Genomic DNA, 13,830 nt, shown 5'->3' with positions numbered 1-13,830 from the left:
GACTGCAGCGTCGGCAAGATCACAGTCGCTGTTTTTCCATCCTAGCCCGGCGCGAAGGTTACCGTTAGGAGCCGTCCTCCGGCGCTGTGAAAACGCTGAGGGTGAACTTCGCAGTGGCGTGGACGGACGTTTCCGTGGCCGTCGACGCCAGGAGGGCGGAGCGTTCAAGGTGATGGCCTGCCGGTCCCATGAAGGCGACATCGGCGAGGTCCCGGCCGTCCAGCGTGAGGTCCACGTCGAGTTGAATGGTGTCCGCAGGGGTGAAGAACTCCTGCATGGACTCCGCAAGGCGCTCGTCTTTGCCCGGCTCAATGGCCAGCATTCCGGTCCGTTCGGCAATCTCCCCAAGGTGTCCATTGCGCGGAGTCACCACGATCACCCGGCCGCCTGGACGCAGCACCCGGGCAAATTCCCGGGGATTCCGCGGTGCGAAGACCACGATGATGGCATCTACGGCATGGTCGGCGATCGGCAGGGGACGCCAAATATCCCACACGAGATTGATGGCGCCGGGATTCAACCGTGCTGCCCGGCGGAGGGCGAACTTCGAGATGTCGATGCCGATTGCCGCTGTAGGAGTGCGGTCCAGCACTGTGCGCAGGTAGTGGCCGGTGCCGGTCCCTGAATCCAGGATGAGGGATCCCGGCGCGGACAGTACCGGGGACGCCAGCTCCGCGATCGCCTCAGCGAGGGGAGCGTAATGGCCCGCGCCCAGGAAGTCGTTGCGGGCTCCGACCATCTCTGCCGTGTCGGCCTCGAAGACCGTGCCCTTGCCGCTGAGCAGGTTGAAGTAGCCCTGTTTGGCGGCGTCGAAACTGTGGCCGGCGACGCAACGCAACGAAAATGGCGCTGCCCCGCCCAGGCCGAACGGACCCTGGCATACCGGGCAGCGCAGGGCAGGGACGGCGTCGGAAAGCATACGGACAATCCTACGGCGGCCGGAGTGGCACATATCGTCATGCCATGACGGCCGCTAGGCTCACCAGCGTGAAAGCCGAACAACTCCCGCTGCTGAATTCCGTCTCCGCCCCCGCCGCCCATCCCGACGGCACCCGCACCGTCGTGTCCGTGACGCGGCCCGACTTCGACGCCGATGCGTACGTCGGGCAACTGTGGAGTGTTCCCTTTGACCCCGCGATACCGCCCCGTCGGATCACCCGTGGCTTCCGGGACACCGCACCTGCGTTTTCGCCCGACGGCAGCGCGTTGGCATTCCTCCGGGCGACGCCGGACGGCAAGCCGCAACTGCATGTGGTCGAGGCCGACGGCGGGGAGCCGCAAGCGATCACGGAACAGAAGTTGGGAGTCTCGGAGTTTTCCTGGGCGCCCGATTCGCGCAGGATTGTGTTTTCCTCACGGGTTCCAGAAGAAGGCCGTTACGGAACGGTTGACGGGGTCGGCGCAGGCAGCGAAGACGCACGGTTGATCACCGACAACCAGTACAGGCTCAATGGACTGGGCTACACCGCGGACAAGCCCGCCCAACTGTTCGTCGTCGACGTCCCCGAGATCGGAGCGGAACCTCCTGTGGTTCCTGCGGGGAGGGCCGCCAAAGCCCGCGGGGCGGAGGCGGCGGCACTGTTGCCGCCTGCGGTGCAGTTGACGTTCGGCGAAGCCGACCACACTTCGCCGTCCTTCAGCCGCAACGGCGAGAGCATCTACTTTGTCGCCTCACTCCATGAAGGGCACGACGCCGATATCGCCTCGGGTATCCATAGCGTCCCCGCCGCGGGCGGCGAGGCGACAGCGCTGCGTCCAGGCGCTGCGCCGCAGTCCGTCCAGGAAGCCTGCGAATCCGCGAACGGTGAATGGCTGTTCTTTACGGCGCAGGACCTCGGCGACGACGGCCTGGACTTCGTCGCGAGGAACACGGCCCTGTACGTCATGCCGGTCCGGGGCGGCCAGGCAACGATGCTAAGCGACGTCGAAAACCAGGACATCGGCGGCCGCATCGAAGCTTTTGGAGTGGATGGGGTGCTCGCACTCAACACGAGCCGTGGAAGCGTGCAGCTGATCCAATGGACGGCCGACGGCGAGAGCGAGGTCCTCGTCAAGGAGCCCCTGGTAGTGATTGGCGCTTCCGCGGTGGGCGAGCTGGTGTATGTCTCTTACGGTGACGCCTTCAGAAATGGTGAGCTCGGCGTTCTGGAGAAGGGTGGACTCCGAGTCCTCACCGATTTCACCAAGGCGCTCCGGGACGAAGCAACCATCCTTGAACCGCATGAGTTCACTGCCGCCGGCAGTGATGGCTATCCAGTCCATGGCTGGGCGGTCCTGCCGGAGGGGCCCGGCCCCCACCCCGTGCTGCTCACGATCCACGGCGGCCCTTTCGCCCAGTACACGGGGGCCTTCTTTGACGAAGCCCAGGTGTACGCCGAAGCGGGATACGCCGTGTTGATGTGCAACCCGCGTGGTTCCGCCGGGTACGGCCAGGCGCACGGCGGCGCCATCAAGGAAAAGATGGGCACCGTGGACATGTCGGATGTACTCACCTTCATGGAGGGGGCACTGGAAGCCTTCCCGGCGATGGACAGGGAATCGATCGGCATCATGGGCGGGTCCTACGGCGGGTATCTGACTGCCTGGGTTATCGGCCACGAACACCGCTTCAAGGCAGCAATTGTGGAGCGCGGATTCCTTGATCCTGTGAGCTTTACAGGTTCCTCGGATATCGGATGGTTCTTCGGCGGTCAATACACGGGCGGCTCGCCCGAGCAGATGGCGGCCCAAAGCCCCATGGCCGTGGTGACTGCAGTCCGCACGCCCACCCTGGTGATCCACAGCGAAAACGATCTCCGATGCCCGGTTGAACAGGGCCAGCGCTACTTTGCCGCGCTCAAGGCGCAGGGCGTGGAGACGGCGTTGCTCCTCTTCCCCGGTGAAGACCACGAACTATCGCGGTCGGGCACGCCACACCACAGGCGACAGCGCTTCGAGCAGATCCTCGCATGGTGGGCAAAGCACCTGCCTTCCGCAGCGAACCCGCCGCGCGAAGACGGTTCAGCTACGGCTTGAGGAAGCCCAACCCGCGTCTTGCCTCCTCGATTCCGGGGTACGCCCAATGGGCAGAGTATTCTGCATCGTTTGCCAACGACCGGAGCTCGGCGCGGTCCAAATAGAGCCCGCCGTGCAGGTGGTCGGTCTCGTGCTGGACTATCCGGGCCTGCCATCCGGAGAATCCGGCCGAGGCCGCACTGCCGTCCGGACGCTGGTAGTGCAGGCGAACATCGCGGTGCCTTGTGACCACGGCCTGGAATCCGCGCATCGACAGGCAGCCCTCATAGAACGACGCCGTGGCAGTCCCCTCGGCCTCGTAGCTGGGATTCAGTATCGCGAAGAAGCCCAGCGGCGTCCTTTGCCGGAGTTCCGAGGCAACAGGATCAACATCGAAATGGTCTTCGAGCACAGCCAGCTGCAAGGGGATGCCGAGCTGCGGCGCCGCGAGACCCACGCCGGGAGCGGCATGCATGACATCACGCATCCGTTCGATCAGCTGCGCCAATTCGGTGTCCCCAAGCTGGCCGTCATAGGGAGCGGCTCGCTGGCGCAGCACGGGGTGGCCGACCTGCACGATGGGCGGGAGGCCATCGAGACCGAGCAAGTCCTGAACTGCGCTGCGGATTTCCGAGGCAGTAAACGTCGTGTCCGGGCCGGAAGGCAGGGGGCGGGTCTCAAAGTCCATGGATTGAGCTTAGTGTCAGTGCATCGTGAATCTCCGGGCAACAAGCTCCGAGAACATCGGCAAGGTGATTGCCCGGCCGATCAAGGCGTTCCTTGCGCTGAGGACCTTCGGCGGCAAGGGTCGGCCCAGCGCCATGTTCAGGCTGGCCTGCCGGATGGCTTTCTTCGCCGCGCGCTGCCGGTCGCGTTCGAAGCCCGCGAGTTTTTCGCCAGCAGGGCCTCCCTCCGATGTTCGCAACGCTTCCCCGACAATCGGCGCGAGGGCGACGGCGTCCAACCAGCCCAGGTTCATGCCTTGACCACCGATCGGGCTGATCTCGTGGGCGGCGTCTCCAATCAGGGCGACCCGTCCATGGACCATCCGGGAGACCAGCCTCGAGGTGACGCCGAAGGCGCTGATCATCGTATTGCTTGCGGAGTCCACCGCGCTGCCGGTCCGCTTTTTGATGAGGGCGGCGAGCGCGTGGGGAGTGGGTTCCTGGCACGGGGCGCCAAGCCGGACAACCCAACGGCGGATGCCGCCAGGCAAGGGAAAGGACTCCACGATTCCGCCCGGCTCAAGGAAAAGGACCGCGTTGTTGCCGTACATCGATTCATCCCGGAAATCGCCCATGACGTAGTAGTCGGGATAGGTGCGCAAGCGAGGCTCCAGTCCCAGTCCTGCGCGCACTGCTGAATGGACGCCGTCGGCAGCCACGACGAAGCGGCCCAGAAACTCCCTCGGAGCCCCCTCTTGCTGTCCCCGCAGACGCAAGCGCCCGCCGTCGTCGACGACTTCCTCAACCTGCACGCCGCGGTGGAGCGCGTTCGGATCGAGGTCGATCACCCTGGACTCGAGGGCGTTTGTGGTGAGATATTGCGGAACGGAGAGGATGAAGGGGTACTCGGACGAGGGACGGGCAAAGTCCATGTCGGCAACTTTCCTGCCGCCGCTGTACGCGGCGCCGTGGGTGATCCGGACGCCTGAAGAGACCAGCGGATGTGCGGCGCCTACTGCGTCCAAAGCTGCGAGGGCGGGAGGATGGATTCCGATGGCGCGGGTCTGGCGGCTCGACGTCGCGCGCCGTTCCAGAACTGCTACGCGGTGTCCGTCTTGCAGCAGCAGGGCTGCCATATATAGCCCGACCGGTCCGGCTCCAACCACCACGACGTCAAACATCGGGGACCCCTCCGGGCCGGTAGACCAGCAGGTTGTGCCATAAGCCGCTCGGTTCTACCGTCCACTCCGGGGGAGTGGCGGCACGGAGTTCCGCTGCGGTGTAGCTCCGTCTGATGGATGTGAGGCCGTCTCCATGGATATAGGATCCAATGCCAAGTGGCCAGGATCCGGCCCAGAAAAGTGCGTACGCCACGCGGCTACGCTTGAGGTCGTTGTGCAGGGCGATCCGGCCGCAAAGCTGTTCGGAGTCGTGGAGGAACGAGGCGAGTTCCGGGGTAGTCAAGTGGTGCAGGACATGGTTGGAAATAACGACGTCGAACGTGCGCCCCTCTGACACGAGCTCTGAGCTGAGGGCTTTTCTGTAGTTGACGCCTTCCACGGGCGGGGCAGAGTTCGCGAACATGAAGGCTCGTTCGTCCGGGTCGATTCCGGTAACTTCCAGGCGGTAGCCGTCTGCCGCGGCCCGGCGCGCGAGGCTGCGGGCGACGTCTCCTCCGCCGCAGCCGACGTCAAGGACCGTGGTGGGGGCCGCCGTCGTGAGCAATGGCTTGATCCGTGAGCTGTAGGTGTCCCGCCAGCCGGACACCACAGCGTTGACGATCGGAAACCGCGCGTAACTCCGGTTGAGCCGGTCAAGCGCGCAATCGGGACGGTCCATGTCTTCAACGGCGGTCACGTCCCGTGCGCCGAGAAAGCCGCCTGGGCGGCGGAGGGCAGGCATCACAGAACCGGCATCACAGAGCCGGAGAGACCCGGGTGAATAGTCCAGTCTCCACCGTGAGGCCGGGCCCGAATGCCATGGAACAGATGCGTTCCTCCCGCTGCGCCGGAGTTTGTCCGAGGATGTGCTTCAAGACGAAGAGAACGGTGGCACTGCTCATGTTGCCGTAGTCGCGAAGGACTTCGCGCGCGGGAATCATTTGTTCTTCGGTGAGTTCAAGTTTCGACTCGACTTTGTCGAGGATGCTGCGGCCGCCGGGATGGATGGCCCAATGCGTAATGTCCCGGTAGGGGAGTCCCGCCAGGGACGGGTCCCGGGCAAGCAGCGGCTCGAGCGCGCCGGTGATGTGTTCCTCGATGATGTGCGGCACGTACGTGCCGAGGACCATTTCGAAGCCTTCGTCGCCAATGTTCCAGGCCATCGCTTCTTCGCCGACCGGCGTCAGGACAGTCTCGAAGTGATCCAGCCTGATCACCGGGTCCGGCCCCTCAGGTTCACGGGACGTCACGACGGCGGCCGCCGCGCCATCCGCAAAGATCGCCGATCCCATGATGGTGTCCGGATCATTCGAGGTCCGGACATGAAGTGAGCAAAGCTCTACGCAGATAACAAGGACGACCGCAGAGGGATCGGCCTGGCAAAACTGCCGGGCTGCGCGGAGGGCGGGGAACGCGGCGTAGCAACCCATGAAGCCAAGGTGATAGCGCTGCACGGCGGGGCTGAGTCCGAGGGCCCGGACTACTTTGTAGTCGGGGCCAGGATTGAAAAATCCAGTGCAGGAAACAGTAATGACGTGGGTTATGTCAAGTAAATCGATATCGGGACATTTCCCGACGGCGGCCTTGGCGGCTTCAATGAACAATTTGGTAGCTTCGACGGCAAATATTTCGTTTCGGACCTTGGTGCTCGGGCTAAGTACACGGCCGGTGGCGGGGTCGAAGAATGAGGGATTCTCGGAGTGGTTGTCCAGGGACAATTCGGCGACGGCGGTGAATCGGGTATCGATCGCTGCTGAGTCAAAGCATGTTCGCACGAGCCTGGATCCGAGCCGTGTCAGCCCGGGTTGGGATGCAAAAACGTCGCGCGCCTGTGGTTGCACAAGCACTGTGGGCGGTACGGCAGTTTCCAGAGACCTCACGTAGACCGGCATGCTTCATTGTTGGCGACGAAGATGCCGTTGACAATGGCAAAGCGTGGAAATGTGGAGGTTTTGAGGGGTCCCGGCTGTTTTCCGGAGACCCGCGGACTCAACCGCACTCAGGGCTTCCAAAGCTTCTGCGACACAAATTGAAGCGACGGGCCACTAGTTCTAATAGCAGCCCATTTGTCCGTTTTGCCGAGTTCGCCGAGCGGCCGGACGGCAACAGGGCGGTCCTTAGTGCATTTGGGGAGGTGCGCAGGTATGCAGGGGGATCTGGATGTCGGGGATGCGCTTGTCAAGGTGAAGCGGTTGCGCCTGCGTCTGGCTGAGCTGGACCGCCAAGTGGGCGTGGTTGACCGGTTGCTCGGCCAGGTCGTGAGGCTTGCTTTGGAGCTGTACCAAGCGAGGGCGTGGAAGGGCTTTGGCCTGGGCACGTGGGCTGAGTTGGTGGAGGCTGAGCGGCTGGTCCTTCCGAGCCTGGGAGGCAGCGCCCGGGTGAGTGTCGCCATGGAGTTGGCGGCCGGAAATTTGTCGCTCCGTGCCATCGCCCCGGTCCTGGGCGTATCCCATGAGACCGTGAAGACCCTCCTCGCAAAGGGCGTTGCAGAGGGTGGAACGCTGCCATCCGTGAGATTGTCACTGGACGGCAAAATGCGCCGCATCGCACCCGCAGTACCAAAGAATGTGATCGCGGGCGAACTGGCTCACTCGGATTCCAACTCCGGCTCCAACTCTGATTCCAACGAGGGAATCTTCGATGTGGAGGGGTTCTTGGCGGACGTCGGCGCCTTGGGAGTGGATCACGGTCCTTCCGACGCGGCCGTGCTGGCGGAAATCCAGGTGCGGGAGTTGATGGATTCCATCCGGAATATGGGAACCTCTGAGCTTGTCGTCCAGCGGTTGCCCGAGGCGCATCCCGCACGACGACGCCGGCTGGCCGCCCAGTTCCACGCGGCGGCGGAACTGATGAGCGATGTTGCGAGGCAGTGGGGTGTCGCCGCGTGAGTCCCGGAACCCATGGCCGGTTGTCGACGTCGGCCGAACGCGACGCCCTCCTGCGGGACCTCGTAGCAAGATGGCAGCGGGAAGGCCGGAACGGTCCATCGGCCCGGCTGCTGTTCGGTTCGTTTCTTCCGGCGCTATTGTCCCGTTTCCAGCACGAGTTCTCCTCGATTGCCCCCGAAGATGCACTGTTCTACGCCACGGAAGTTCTTTGCGACCGGGGGATCCCCATGGACGTCCCGGCTTGCGCGTGGCTGCTGACGGTTGTCCGCAACGGGCTGCGAACCTGGACAGTCAGCCAACGCCACTGGATCTCAGAGCGAGATGTTCGGGATGGCGTGTGGGCAGACGTGAAGAAGAACCACGCCCTGGGGGAGGGGGCGCCGCTGGTGTCGGTGTATGGACATGAATGCGAATGGCCTCAGCTTCCGTTGGCCATTTCGCCCATGCCCGCCGGTTCATCGCCTCTCTGGGATGAACTAATGGCGTTGTTGATCAGGGCTGGATGGGATCGCGACGTCGCAGAGCAGGGTCTGCAGGTGATCGAACATCGAGCATCCAGGCAAATGGAGGAGATCTGCTTCAGATCAGCGCCGGGAACCGCGCTCTCCCGTTTGGAAACGAACAGGGCGTTGAGCTGCGTGCCCAAGGGGCACAAGAGGGCGCTCGTGGACTTCGTGTGCAGCGAACGCGGATATCTCTGGGGCCGTCTCCAAGGAATTTCCCCTGCCAACGCTCTTTCCCTGCCCGGGGTCCAGGAGGCGCTGGCTTCGCTGGTCTGGAGCAAGGCGAGACCCAAGAACGCCCGAACCGGGAGCTACGCGTCACTTGGAGTGCATTCGCGAGAGGACATCCCTGCCTGACGGAGCCAACCCGCTCTGGACCGGTGCGGTGAGTCATGGCCAGGGGATTGCGGTGGCCACAGTGTTGTTGGCGAACTGGGCATGCCCGGCAATCGTCACGAAGGGACTGGCAAGATCACAGGTAACGACCCGAAGTAGGTGTGGGCCCTCGTCAAAGTTGTCTGCCGGCAGGGACGTCTTGCCCAATGATTCCAAACCGATGATCTTGTATCTGCAGGTATCGCCGGCGTTGTCGGATACGTAGAGGGGCATGCCCTTGGTCACCCGGACGAGGGAAGCCATCGGCGCGAGCGACCCATCCGGGAAGTTCACGTGCCCGGCCAGCAGGGTCGATCCCTCCGCGGCACACACAGCCGCCGACTCTCTGTAGCGGGCAGCTTTGGAGGCATCCGGGACCACCAGGTAGCCGGAACCGTCATGGCCTTGGTCCACGAGCCCTACTTTGAGGTCCACGCCCGGGATGGAAAGCGTGTTAGGCGGAAGGTTGCGGATCGCGGCCGGGCCGGTGAACGTGTCCGGTCCTGCGGCTGTAAACGGCGCCGGCACAGGTGCCTGCGGAGCCGCTGGGGGAGCGGGTGGTGAGGTGAAGGCCAAGACGCTTGCGGTGGCTCCGGCCACGCTACAGGTGACGACCGTTGTCAGTGCAACGTTGGTCCACCGGGCGCGGGGATAGCTGCGGGTTTTGATCATTTGTCTTTTCCTTGGGTGTGGGGCGGGGCACCCGGTGATCAGCGTGGGTGGCTGGATCCGGATGCCCCGCGTCAACCTGACAGCTAGGTGCTTCTAGTCAGCATGTTCGTCCGCTTGGATGTTGTCCGTTTCAACTCCGCGGTTGTCGAAGCGTTTGCGGTACAACAGCCCTGCTCCTCCGAGGAGAGCCAGTGCGAAGGCGGTGCCGCCCGCGATCAGCAGCGGCATGTTCGGCCCGGCTTCCCGTGCGGTGCCGGTGGTGGGCGCGAATCCGGTGTTGACCATCAGGGCCGGCTTGTTTGGGGTAACAGTGACGGCTTCGGGGAAGGCGATGACAGTTTCGTTCTTCTCGCCGCAGTTGCCTTTATGCAACTCCGTGGTGAACGGTTCCTTGCCCTCGCCCTTATCGATCGTCAGCTTAAGTTCCTCGACGTATCCGTAGGTGCCTTTGTGGGCGATGGTGTGGCCCGGGTAGGTGATTTCACCGGCACCGGTGACTTCCTGGTCCGGGGAGGACCAAGACGGGTTGGCGCAGACGGCCTGGGCGGACCCGTCGGTCGAGTCGTCAAACTTGTACTGGTTCACTTTGGTGGTGACTTTGATGCCGGTGCCGGACGGGATGGTGCCCGAGACTATTCCGATGTCGTGGGCCACGAGCGGCACGGTGCCGTTCTCGGAGGCTTTGGTGATGATCGAAGGCTTCTTGACCGGGACGGTTTCGTTCGGCAGCAGTTCCTTGCCGTCCCACGCCTTGGTGGACTCGGTACCGTCGATCTTCTCGGAGAAGTACAGATTGGCATTCAGGCCTTTGGACCATTTCTCGGCGACGATTTTCTCCCATGGAACCTCGACGGCCGCGGTCTTGAATTCGCCGTTCCCGGTGACCTTCGTGGTGACGGTTCCGATGACGTCGGCATCAGCAGGAACGGTGTCGGTGCCGCCGGTAATCGGGGCAGCGGAGGTCAGAACCAGATCCGTGGTCACGGAGAGTTCCTTGCCGGGCTCGTTGCCGGTCACGGTGATGACGTCGTAGATCTTCCCGTTTTCAATGGCCGATGCCTTGGTCGCCACCGCCGGCTGGTACTTCTGGATGGTCTCCTCATGAGGATCATTGAAGCCAGCGGTCCAGTCAGCACGGAAGTACTGCTGCAGCCCGGCGGGCTGGGCCCCCTTTGAGAAGCGGGCCACAGGGTAGTAATAGCCGGCCCTGTCCGCGTTCTTGTCAGCGGTCACCTTCACGTCACCCGGTCCCGTTGCGGTGCCAGTTCCGGAGGCAACCTTCACGACCGCAGCCGGGATCTGGGCGGTCGGGGCGAGTCTGACCGGGCTGTAATACCAGTCGACGTCGAAGCGGGCCGGCACGTTGCCGCCGTTCACGAAAGCCCAGTCATTGGTGTTCCCCGTGGACGTGTTCACGTGCAGGACGTCCACCAGGGGCTGGCCGCCCTCCACAAACCGACCGGCGGTCGAGGTCGCTTCGGGTTGGAAATCGAAGATCACCTTGGCGTCGGCTGACGTTCCCGCGACGGGTTGAGCCCCGCCGGCAACGAGAAGGTTCTGGAAGCCGGGCACCGAATACGTGGTAGCCGACGACCCGGGTGCGTCGATCGTCAGCGTCACGGACACCGTTCCGTTTCCGGTAGCCGCGAAGCCGAGCTGATCTCCGGTATGGAGGTTGACGGCCTGGGAGTTCGTTCCTGCCCACACAGCGGGGCCGTTCAAGATGGCGCGGGCCGAGAACCCGCCCAGCTTGTTCCCGGCTGCGGAAACCAGTTCCGTCGAGGTGACCGTGCCGCCGCGACCGTTCGCGTCCATCGAGAGCTTAGGCTGCGCGGAATACGGACCGGAATTGGCTTGGGCGTCGGCGAGTATCGCCGCCGCCTGGGCGCGGACACCGGGCAGTTGCGGATCCGATGAGTCCCGGAGGTTAGGGTAAGGAGCCCCGTTGCCGTTCCACGGCACGTTGAACCTCGGATCCGCGAGCTCGTGTACCAAGTACGCCAAGGCTGCGTGGTTAGCAGGGTCACCCTGGTACTTCTGGATCGCGTAATTAAGCTGCGGGTTTCCTAGGGAGCCCACCGCCCCGGATCCGGCCGGTCCGGCCGGGATCCCGACGTCGAAGCAGAAAGCCGTGGGACCACCGGCGGCACCGTTCAGGTTCAGGGATCCCAGCCACATCGACCAATCGCCAAACGCCCGGGGCGGCGGAGCCTGGACGCTGATGCCCGATCGATGCATGCCCGGCAGGTCAGTTGCGGCGTGCGCCGCAGGCGCCGCAAGGATGCCACCGGTCCCGATAGCGGAGAGGGCCAGGGCGCCGGCGGCTGTCAAGGCACCGGTCTTGGCGAACGCCGACCAGCCCTTAGTCTGTCCCGGCGGGTTGCCCGCGTCCCGTTCGAATCTTCCGTGAGTCACTTATGTCCCTTTCTCTTCAACCGCGCCCATACACGCGATGACCACACTTCGGGTGGTCCTGTGTGTAGAGAGCCGGACAAAACGCAATCCGAGAGAAGGGTGTAGCTTTCGACTGTCGGGGCTTGAAAGGGGCCTTCTCAGTGGCTTCAACTGTCAAAAATTTGCCAGTTGAATCGCTCGCTTTGCGACGAACATCTTTCATTGCCCGGGCGGTCCGAAAGGCGTGGAAGCGATCACCATCACGATGTATCGCAAGTTGCCAGTCGTGAGTCGTATCCTGACGAGGCGGTGCCAAACGATGTGTCCTTGGAATCGGGTTGGTCAAGCCGGGTTCCCAAGCCCTCCGCAGGCGGAACCGGGAATCTGGCCCCAGGTCGCAACTCGGCCGGCAAGTGAACGTGGCATGAAGGTTCGGTCAATAGGTTTTGCGAAACCCGAAAACCGGCACTGGTGACCGTCTGGTCTTTATACGGTGGACGTATGAAAGCCTCCCTCAAACGTCGCAGTGCCCTCACTGGGGGGCTCGTTCTGGCCGTCTTTTCAGCGCTCCTCAGCCCCGTGGGCCCCACCCATGCGGACGATGTCCGGACAGTTGGCAAGAGCACTGATCAGGGTGCCCACCTCAACCTTGGCGCCGCTGACCTTCCCGAGAAACGGACGGTGACAACCCTTGCGCCCGGCGTCACACTCACCAAAATCAGCCGGGGTGGAGCTGACTCCTCGCTCTTCTGGACGGCCGAAGTAGCCATCCCCTCTGACTCGCCGGATCCGGATGCTCCGGCGTCGGCGCTCTCAAGCCAGGCTACTGCGCAGCGCACAGCCGACAAGCTGAAGGCCGCCGGCGTCGATGCCCGCGTTGAACATGTCCAGTCGCCGCAGCTTGCCGACGCCGGCGGCGACTTGGGCTACCGGGTCCGCGCCGGCCATTTTGCCGCTCACGCGGACGGCGCCTCAGTCGTCGCGAAGATCAAAGCCGCCGGTTTCGCGTCCTCAGTGATCTACACCGGTTGGGACGGCGACTCCGAAACCAGCACGACGACGCGCGGACCGTGGAATCTTGACGTCATCACGATCGACCCTGGGACTTACCAGGGCCAGCTCGCCGCCTCCTTCGGCCCGGACCTGGAGAAGCGGGAGACGACCAGCCAGCTGGCATCGGACGCCCACGCCCTCGCCGCTGTGAATGCAGGCTTCTTCGTCTTCGACCCGAAGGCCGGTGCTGAAGGCGACCCCGCCGGCGTTGGTGTGTACGGAGGCAAGATTCTCAGCGAAGCCGTGGCGGACCGCCCGGCCCTCGTCATTGACGGAAAGAAGAACGCCAGCAATATCCAGCGGCTCACCTGGTCAGGGAAAATCTCGGCCCCTTCCGGAGAAGCGACTTTGGACGGTATCGACCGGGTGCCGGGCCTGATCCGTAACTGCGGCGGCGCCAATGACTTGCCTACCTCGGGCCCGCTCCAGGACGTCACTTGCACGAACTCCAACGAGCTCGTCACCTTCACTCCGGAATTCGGGCCGACCACGCCCACGGGCCCGGGCCTTGAAGTGATGGTGGACAGCCACGACACCGTCACATCCATCGCCGAAACCCGTGGCGGGGCCGTCCCTGCGGGCGGACACACCATCCAGGCCACTGGAACCGACGTCGCACGGCTCCGTGCACTCGCTCCCGTGGGCGCGAAGCTGAAGATCGACGTCGGATTGCTCGGCCAGGACGGGAAGCCCCTGCACACCAACAAGGCCACGAGCGTCGTCAACGGCGGACCCTTGCTCGTCAAAGACGGCAGCGTGGACGTCACTGCCGGGCATGACGGCATGGTGCATCACAACGATGGAAACAGCTTCTACTACGGCTGGGTCCACAAGCGGAACCCCCGGACCTTCGCCGGGACCGATGCCCAGGGCAGGACCATGCTTGTCACCGCGGACGGACGCTCAACTTCCTCGCTGGGGCTGAGCCTAAAGGAAGAGGCTGACGTCGCGGTGTCACTCGGCATGGTCCAGGCCATGAATCTCGACGGGGGCGGGTCAACAACAGCCGTTGCCGATGGGAAAGTCCAGAACAGCCCGTCGGGCGGATCGGAACGCGCGGTCGGGGACGCGCTCTTGGTACTTCCTTCCCGAAAGGCCGATCAGTAGGACAGCGGACCTCCAAGGG

The 13,830-nt window shown here is 63.8% G+C and carries 11 protein-coding genes; 4 read left to right on the top strand and 7 right to left on the bottom strand.

The annotated features are described in order from the left end of the window. Window positions 1-64: 64 nt before the first annotated feature. Entirely contained in the window at window positions 65-919 is an 855-nt protein-coding gene (locus ACSKT0_RS13110; protein ID WP_437770209.1) for a methyltransferase domain-containing protein, read from the bottom strand. A 44-nt stretch (window positions 920-963) separates the two neighbouring features. Here ACSKT0_RS13110 and ACSKT0_RS13105 point away from each other — a divergent pair, with 44 nt between their 5' ends. Further along, window positions 964-3,015: a S9 family peptidase gene (locus ACSKT0_RS13105; protein ID WP_437770208.1), complete on the top strand. Its 2,052-nt coding sequence runs from the start codon at window positions 964-966 to the stop codon at window positions 3,013-3,015. Here ACSKT0_RS13105 and ACSKT0_RS13100 read toward each other — a convergent pair. Genes ACSKT0_RS13100 through ACSKT0_RS13085 form a run of 4 tightly spaced genes read right to left on the bottom strand, consistent with a single transcriptional unit; the run spans window position 3,005 to window position 6,711 of the window. Continuing rightward, complete coding sequence (locus tag ACSKT0_RS13100) at window positions 3,005-3,682, bottom strand: peptide deformylase (protein ID WP_437770207.1); 678 nt, start codon at window positions 3,680-3,682, stop codon at window positions 3,005-3,007. The two genes, ACSKT0_RS13105 and ACSKT0_RS13100, sit on opposite strands and share 11 nt — an antisense overlap. Window positions 3,683-3,697: 15 nt before the next feature. Beyond that, entirely contained in the window at window positions 3,698-4,840 is a 1,143-nt protein-coding gene (locus ACSKT0_RS13095; RefSeq protein ID WP_437770206.1) for an FAD-dependent oxidoreductase, read from the bottom strand. Further along, window positions 4,833-5,561, bottom strand: a complete 729-nt coding sequence (locus ACSKT0_RS13090) for a class I SAM-dependent methyltransferase (RefSeq protein ID WP_437770205.1) — start codon at window positions 5,559-5,561, stop codon at window positions 4,833-4,835. Before ACSKT0_RS13090 ends, ACSKT0_RS13095 begins: the two co-directional genes overlap by 8 nt. A 13-nt stretch (window positions 5,562-5,574) precedes the next feature. Then, window positions 5,575-6,711 carry a type III polyketide synthase gene (locus tag ACSKT0_RS13085; protein WP_437770204.1) on the bottom strand — a complete coding sequence of 379 codons (1,137 nt, stop codon included), beginning with the start codon at window positions 6,709-6,711 and terminating at the stop codon, window positions 5,575-5,577. Between the two features lie 252 nt (window positions 6,712-6,963). On the opposite strand from ACSKT0_RS13085, the gene ACSKT0_RS13080 reads away from it, so the two are divergent. Together ACSKT0_RS13080 and ACSKT0_RS13075 are read left to right on the top strand one after the other, a co-directional pair. Beyond that, complete coding sequence (locus ACSKT0_RS13080; protein WP_437770203.1) at window positions 6,964-7,707, top strand: hypothetical protein; 744 nt, start codon at window positions 6,964-6,966, stop codon at window positions 7,705-7,707. Beyond that, on the top strand, window positions 7,704-8,567 hold the full coding sequence (locus tag ACSKT0_RS13075; RefSeq protein ID WP_437770202.1) for a hypothetical protein: 864 nt from the start codon (window positions 7,704-7,706) through the stop codon (window positions 8,565-8,567). The genes ACSKT0_RS13080 and ACSKT0_RS13075 overlap by 4 nt, the downstream gene beginning before the upstream one ends. 33 nt (window positions 8,568-8,600) lie before the next feature. Here ACSKT0_RS13075 and ACSKT0_RS13070 read toward each other — a convergent pair whose 3' ends face one another. Both ACSKT0_RS13070 and ACSKT0_RS13065 read right to left on the bottom strand, forming a co-directional pair. Beyond that, entirely contained in the window at window positions 8,601-9,257 is a 657-nt protein-coding gene (locus ACSKT0_RS13070) for a class F sortase (protein ID WP_437770201.1), read from the bottom strand. A 93-nt stretch (window positions 9,258-9,350) separates the two neighbouring features. Next, window positions 9,351-11,672, bottom strand: coding sequence for a hypothetical protein (locus tag ACSKT0_RS13065; RefSeq protein WP_437770200.1), 2,322 nt, complete (start codon window positions 11,670-11,672; stop codon window positions 9,351-9,353). A 480-nt stretch (window positions 11,673-12,152) separates the two neighbouring features. On the opposite strand from ACSKT0_RS13065, the gene ACSKT0_RS13060 reads away from it, so the two are divergent. After that, window positions 12,153-13,811, top strand: a complete 1,659-nt coding sequence (locus tag ACSKT0_RS13060; RefSeq protein WP_437770199.1) for a phosphodiester glycosidase family protein — start codon at window positions 12,153-12,155, stop codon at window positions 13,809-13,811. Window positions 13,812-13,830 lie beyond the last annotated feature (19 nt).

Origin of the sequence: Arthrobacter sp. KNU40 (assembly GCF_051515115.1) — a bacterium.
Lineage (GTDB): Bacteria > Actinomycetota > Actinomycetes > Actinomycetales > Micrococcaceae > Arthrobacter.
Note: the sequence above shows the minus strand (reverse complement) of the source record. Positions and strands in the feature narration are given on the sequence as shown.